The following is a 5,540-nucleotide window of genomic DNA, read 5'->3' on the forward strand; positions in this document are numbered from 1 at the left end:
ATGAGGGTTCGGTGTAACGTTTTTTAGCGAATTCAATTATACCTTATCCTCATGCTGTTTGTTTTTTATACCGCAAAGATCAACACGCCCTAGTAAAGTTACTTAATAAAGTTACTTAACAAAATCACTTAACAAAGTCGGTTAATAAAAAGCATCGCCAGTCGGTGCTTTTTTTATGCACCACACTTACATCAAAACAAACATTGCTGTTATTACTATCAACTACAGTAACGTTATTACTGCTAGCACTCAGCTTTGCACTATTTAATTCGTCAAACACATTGGGGCTAAGTAATTTTGCAATAGGGCGGCTGGTGGCTTTAGCAAGTGACTCTTTTAATGTCCAAATTCTAAAAAACGTATCTGCTTGAGCTTGGGTATTAGTGGGCTCGGTAATAAGTGTAATTTCATCTTGATGATAAAAATGCTTAGCGAGCTTTTCAAACGGGCGCTTTAGGCTTACATTTTCAATATCAAAACCAAATTCACTTTTATCAAAATTAAGTGCGACCCCAACCAAACCATGCGAGTGCGAAATACAGGTATTAATAACATCACCACTTACATGTATTTGCAGCTTTGAGCTTGCCTCGTCAAATTCGGTACTCATTTTATTAAGGGCTACGTGCGCATGTTGCGGCTGCGCTACTTTAATAAGGTGTTTTAACAATAACCGCGTCGCTAAATACTCTTGCTTAGCTTGTGGGCTTTTGCGGCGGTTTATAATGGTTAACTCAAATGGGCTTAAGCAGTCGGGCAAATTAAAGTCACTAAGCTCAAGTGTTTTAGCATTAAATAATAAAATACTGTTACTCGCTAAAGACAAATTTGCCAATTGAGTTGAAGTAATACTCAAGGCATTTTTAAAATAGTGTTCAGTCATAAAAGCCCTAAAGCAAAAGAAGTCGCTGATATTGTGAGCGGTTAACGCCACTAATAAAGGCTGGGTACAATTTTATTACTCAGCTGGCATGAAATATGGTTTAATTCACAATAATCAAAATAATAACAGATTTGTAGATGTATGGCACAAGTGCGTGATGGGTTTCAAAGCCGACTTGGTTTTGTTTTAGCCGCTGCTGGCGCAGCAGTGGGTTTAGGTAATATTTGGGGTTTTCCTACGCAAGCGGCCAACCATGGTGGCGGTGCATTTTTACTGGTTTACTTTATTGTTATATTTTTACTTGCGCTTCCTGCGCTGTATACCGAACTTTATTTAGGTCACAAAGCACAAGCTAATCCGGTAAAAGCATTGGGCGATGCATGGCAAAACACTAGCCGTAAAGTAGGCGCAGCAGCCGGTTACATAGGTCTTGCGGGCGCAGTTGTTATGCTAAGTTTTTATTCAATAGTAGCTGGGTGGATGCTCTCGTACGCTATTGAACCTATAACCACCTTTTTTGGGTTTACAGGCGCAAGCGAGTTTTTACATAGCGACTCAGTGTTGCGTAATTTTGTATTTACGCCGCTTATGCTTATTTTAACCGCTAGTATTATTTTAAAAGGTGTTAAATCGGGAATCGAAACCTGGTCGCGCCGTTTAATGCCACTGTTACTTGTGCTGCTTGTTGGTTTAATTGCTTACATTGCAACACTAGATGGCGCAAGCGAAGGCTTTGCTGCGTATTTAATTCCTGATTTTAGCCAAATACTCGACCCTAATTTAATTATTGCCGCAATGGGGCAAGCGTTCTTTTCGCTCTCACTAGGTGTAGGCTGTATGATGATTTACGGCTCGTATTTACAGCCAGATGCTAATTTACCAAAGCTTACAGTAGGTGTTGCCTTACTCGATACCAGTGTCGCGTTTTTAGCGGGCTTACTTATTATTCCTGCTATTTATGTGGCGCAGCACAACGGTGTAGAGGTATTTAGTGGCGGTAAACTGATTGGCGAAGGGCAACTTATTTTTGCTATTTTACCAGAGCTATTTAGCACCATGGGCGAAATTGGTTTATTAGTTGGTTTATTGTTTTTTGTATTAATGTCTATCGCATCGGTTACGTCAACTATATCGACCACCGAAATTCCGGTAGCGTTTTTAGTCGAAAATCACAACGTTAGCCGCACCAAAGCAACATGGGCAGTAAGCGCCGTTGTTCTTGTGTGTGCAAGCGCGATTATATTAAATTTTGATTGGTTATTTGGCTTAGTCATTATGTTATTTACTCAATACCAATTGCCGCTTATGGGCTTGTTTTACTTTATTACGGTAGGTTGGATGTGGCAGCGTGGTAATAAACTACACCAAGCAACTACAGGTTTGCATTACTGGTTTGCTCAGTACATTCGCTTTGTTTGCCCAATATTAATGACCTTGGTATTTGCCAATGTAGCCTTTGGCTAAAAACAGCTTAAAAAATAGATTAAAAAAAGCGAAGTGAGTTTAAAACGCACTTCGCTTTTTTGTGCCTGTTATTTAGATATTGCTAAGCTCTTTATAAAACCTCATTAGTTAAAGGTTTACCTTCACTTACTTCAAGGGCATTAAGTACGGTTGTATTTGCTATTTCGGTAAGTGCTTCTTGTGTAAAAAAGCCCTGATGCCCTGTCACTAATACATTTTTAAAGCTCACTAAGCGCGAGAATATATCGTCTTGGTTTATTTCGTCACTGTGATTTTTAAAAAACAACTCAGACTCTTGCTCGTATACGTCGAGTCCTAAGTAGCCTAGTTTTTTAGTTTTGAGTGCATTTATACACGCGTTACTATCAAGCAATGCACCGCGAGACGTATTAATTAACATAACGCCGGTTTTCATTTTACTAAACGTTTCGTCGTTAATTATATGATGAGTTTGTTCCGTTAGAGGGCAATGCAAAGAAATCACATCACTTTGACTCAGTAATGTGTCTATATCGGTAATTGTATAATTGCCTGGTTGTGCGTATGGGTCGCACACTAATACTTTTGCACCAAAGCCATTTAATATATTGCACAAAGCAATGCCTATTTTACCGCACCCAATTATGCCCACTGTTTTATTATGAAGATTAAAACCAAGTAGTCCGTTTAAATCAAAGTTATCTTCGCGTACGCGGTTGTACGCTTTATGAGTTTTACGGCTAAGCGTTAGCATAAGTGCAATACAATGCTCGGCTACGGCTTCTGGGCTGTAAGCAGGGACGCGTAATACTTTAATTTTGTGTGCTTTTGCTGCAGGTAAATCAACATTATTAAAGCCCGCGCAGCGCAGCAAAATAGTTTTTATACCTTGGCTTGCCAATTGTTCAATAACAGCAGCATTTACGGTGTCGTTAACAAATACGCATATGGCATCAAATCCGTTTGCTAAGATAGCCGATTGATCGCTTAGCCCTTGCTCAAAATAGGTAATATTTATATCACTATAATCACGTGTACTTTGTTCAAAAAAAGACAATTCGTATTTTTGTGCACTAAAAAATGCAATGTTCATGGTAATAGCCTCGACGCTTAAGAAGTATTAATACAATAAACCACTTTATAAAACTGTGCTTTAGTAACACACATTTTATTGATTTAAATTAAGCTTTAATTTATGCCTTAACCGACGTAAACATAGGTATTTTTGACGAAACCTTTTTACCCCCTTTGGCAGCGCTTAACTTAGCAGCTTGCAGTAAGTTATTTTCTATTACTTGTATAAGTGTTTCGGGCTTAGTACGCGGTGCATAGCGAGCAACAAGTTGCCCTTGTGAATTAATTAAAAACTTAGTGAAATTCCATTTAATAGCGCGGTTTTGCGAAATACCACGAGTATGCGATTTTAAATAATTAAACAACGGGTGGGTTTCTGGTCCATTTACCATTACCTTGCTAAATACCTCAAACGACACATTAAATTGCTCTTTGTAAAAGTTTTTAACTGCTAAGTTATCAAGGGGTTCATTCTGACCAAATTGATTACACGGAAACGCGAGCACCGTAAAACCGTGGTTTTTATATTGTTGATAAAGCTTTTCGAGCGCGTTTAATTGCACCGAAAAATTACACTTACTCGCTGTATTTACAATGAGGACTGTTTTGCCTTTTAACTGACTCAGCGCAAAGTTTTCGCTGTTATAAAGTGGAGCGTTAAATTGATAAATACTATCCATAGGTTACCTATTCACCTTTCCTGGTAAGGAAATTTTATAAAGATTTTCATTCGCTTTTTGAACGACCGGTTGACATAATCGAGGTCTAGTTTCTAAGTTATCAGTTTAATAGGTCAGTTTTATGTCAATGAAAGTCGCATTTATAGGTTTAGGCGTAATGGGTTACCCAATGGCGGGGCATTTAGCTAAAGCTGGTCACAGCGTATGCGTTTATAACCGCACTCAAGCTAAAGCACAAGCGTGGACTACAGAACATTCAGGGAGCTTTGCACCCACCCCACGCGAAGCTGCGAGCAATGCCGACATCGTATTTATGTGTGTTGGTAACGATGACGATTTACGCTCTGTGGTGTATGGCGACGACGGCGTATTAGCTGGCATGTTACCGCACACTATTTTGGTTGATCACACCACAACCTCTGCCGAAGTAGCCCGCGAAGTTGCAGCAAAAGCGGCATTACAAAATATCGACTTTATAGATGCTCCCGTATCGGGCGGACAAGCAGGCGCCGAAAATGGTGTATTAACAGTAATGGCGGGTGGCAGTGAAGCCGTATTTGCTAAAGTGCAGCCAGTTATGGCAGCGTTTAGTCGTTTTAGCCAATTGTTAGGCGGCGTTGGTTCGGGTCAATTATGTAAAATGGTTAATCAAATTTGTATTGCTGGCGCAGTGCAAGGTTTAGCCGAAGGCTTACATTTTGCCAAGCAAGCTGGGCTTGACGGTGAAAAAGTAATAGAAACAATATCTAAAGGCGCAGCCGGTTCGTGGCAAATGGAAAACCGCTACAAAACAATGTGGGCAGGGGAATACGAGTTTGGTTTTGCCGTAGATTGGATGCGTAAAGATTTAGGCATTGCGCTCGATGAAGCTAAAAATAACGGCGCAACATTGCCAATGACCGCAACGGTCGATCAATACTACGCCGACGTACAAGCACTCGGCGGCGGCAGATACGACACCTCAAGCTTACTAGCACGTATTGAAGCACTGCATAAAAAATAACGTTGTAAGTTTTAAAAAATTAAAAGCTGCGCGTTTAACTTGTAGACGCCAAGCTTGCTTGCGTATAAAAACGCAGTTTTTAAAATGATAAAGAGATTAAAAGCGGCGCTTTTCACGTGAGCAAGCTCTACGTCTACACCCAAAGTGTAGATGCGCGTTTAACTTGTAGACGCCAAGCTTGCTTGCGTATAAAAACGCAGTTTTTAAAATAATAAAGATATTAAAAACTGCGCTTTTCACGTGAACAAGCTCGACTCTTACCGCCAAAGTATAGCGGTGTGCTTAACTTGTAGACGCCAAGCTTGCTTGCGGATAAAAACGGAGTTTTTAAAATGACGCAGATATTAAAAACTGCACTTTTCACGTGAGCAAGCTCGACGTCTTGTATCTCTCATTGATAAATGATTAGCTATCATTTATCACATCGAAGTCAGTGAGCTTGCCTCGACGTCTAGTA

At 39.9% G+C, this 5,540-nt stretch carries 5 protein-coding genes; 2 read left to right on the plus strand and 3 right to left on the minus strand.

What is annotated here, in order from left to right; all coding sequences use genetic code 11:
• Positions 1-124: 124 nt before the first annotated feature.
• Positions 125-883, minus strand: coding sequence for a 4'-phosphopantetheinyl transferase superfamily protein (locus tag GQR56_RS20880; protein ID WP_166115251.1), 759 nt, complete (start codon positions 881-883; stop codon positions 125-127).
• Positions 884-1,024: 141 nt separating this feature from the next.
• Between GQR56_RS20880 and GQR56_RS20885 the strand changes: the two genes are divergently transcribed.
• A complete protein-coding gene (locus GQR56_RS20885) occupies positions 1,025-2,347 on the plus strand; it encodes a sodium-dependent transporter (protein WP_166115254.1) in 1,323 nt (440 codons plus the stop codon).
• Between the two features lie 91 nt (positions 2,348-2,438).
• On the opposite strand, the gene GQR56_RS20890 is transcribed toward GQR56_RS20885, so the two are convergent.
• Complete coding sequence (locus GQR56_RS20890; RefSeq protein WP_166115257.1) at positions 2,439-3,419, minus strand: 2-hydroxyacid dehydrogenase; 981 nt, start codon at positions 3,417-3,419, stop codon at positions 2,439-2,441.
• A 100-nt stretch (positions 3,420-3,519) separates the two neighbouring features.
• On the minus strand, positions 3,520-4,080 hold the full coding sequence (locus GQR56_RS20895) for a glutathione peroxidase (protein ID WP_166115260.1): 561 nt from the start codon (positions 4,078-4,080) through the stop codon (positions 3,520-3,522).
• Positions 4,081-4,201: 121 nt separating this feature from the next.
• On the opposite strand from GQR56_RS20895, the gene GQR56_RS20900 reads away from it, so the two are divergent.
• Positions 4,202-5,083: an NAD(P)-dependent oxidoreductase gene (locus GQR56_RS20900; protein WP_166115263.1), complete on the plus strand. Its 882-nt coding sequence runs from the start codon at positions 4,202-4,204 to the stop codon at positions 5,081-5,083.
• The last annotated feature ends 457 nt before the right edge of the window (positions 5,084-5,540 follow it).

The organism is Pseudoalteromonas sp. Z9A5 (assembly GCF_011378875.1).
Lineage (GTDB): Bacteria > Pseudomonadota > Gammaproteobacteria > Enterobacterales > Alteromonadaceae > Pseudoalteromonas.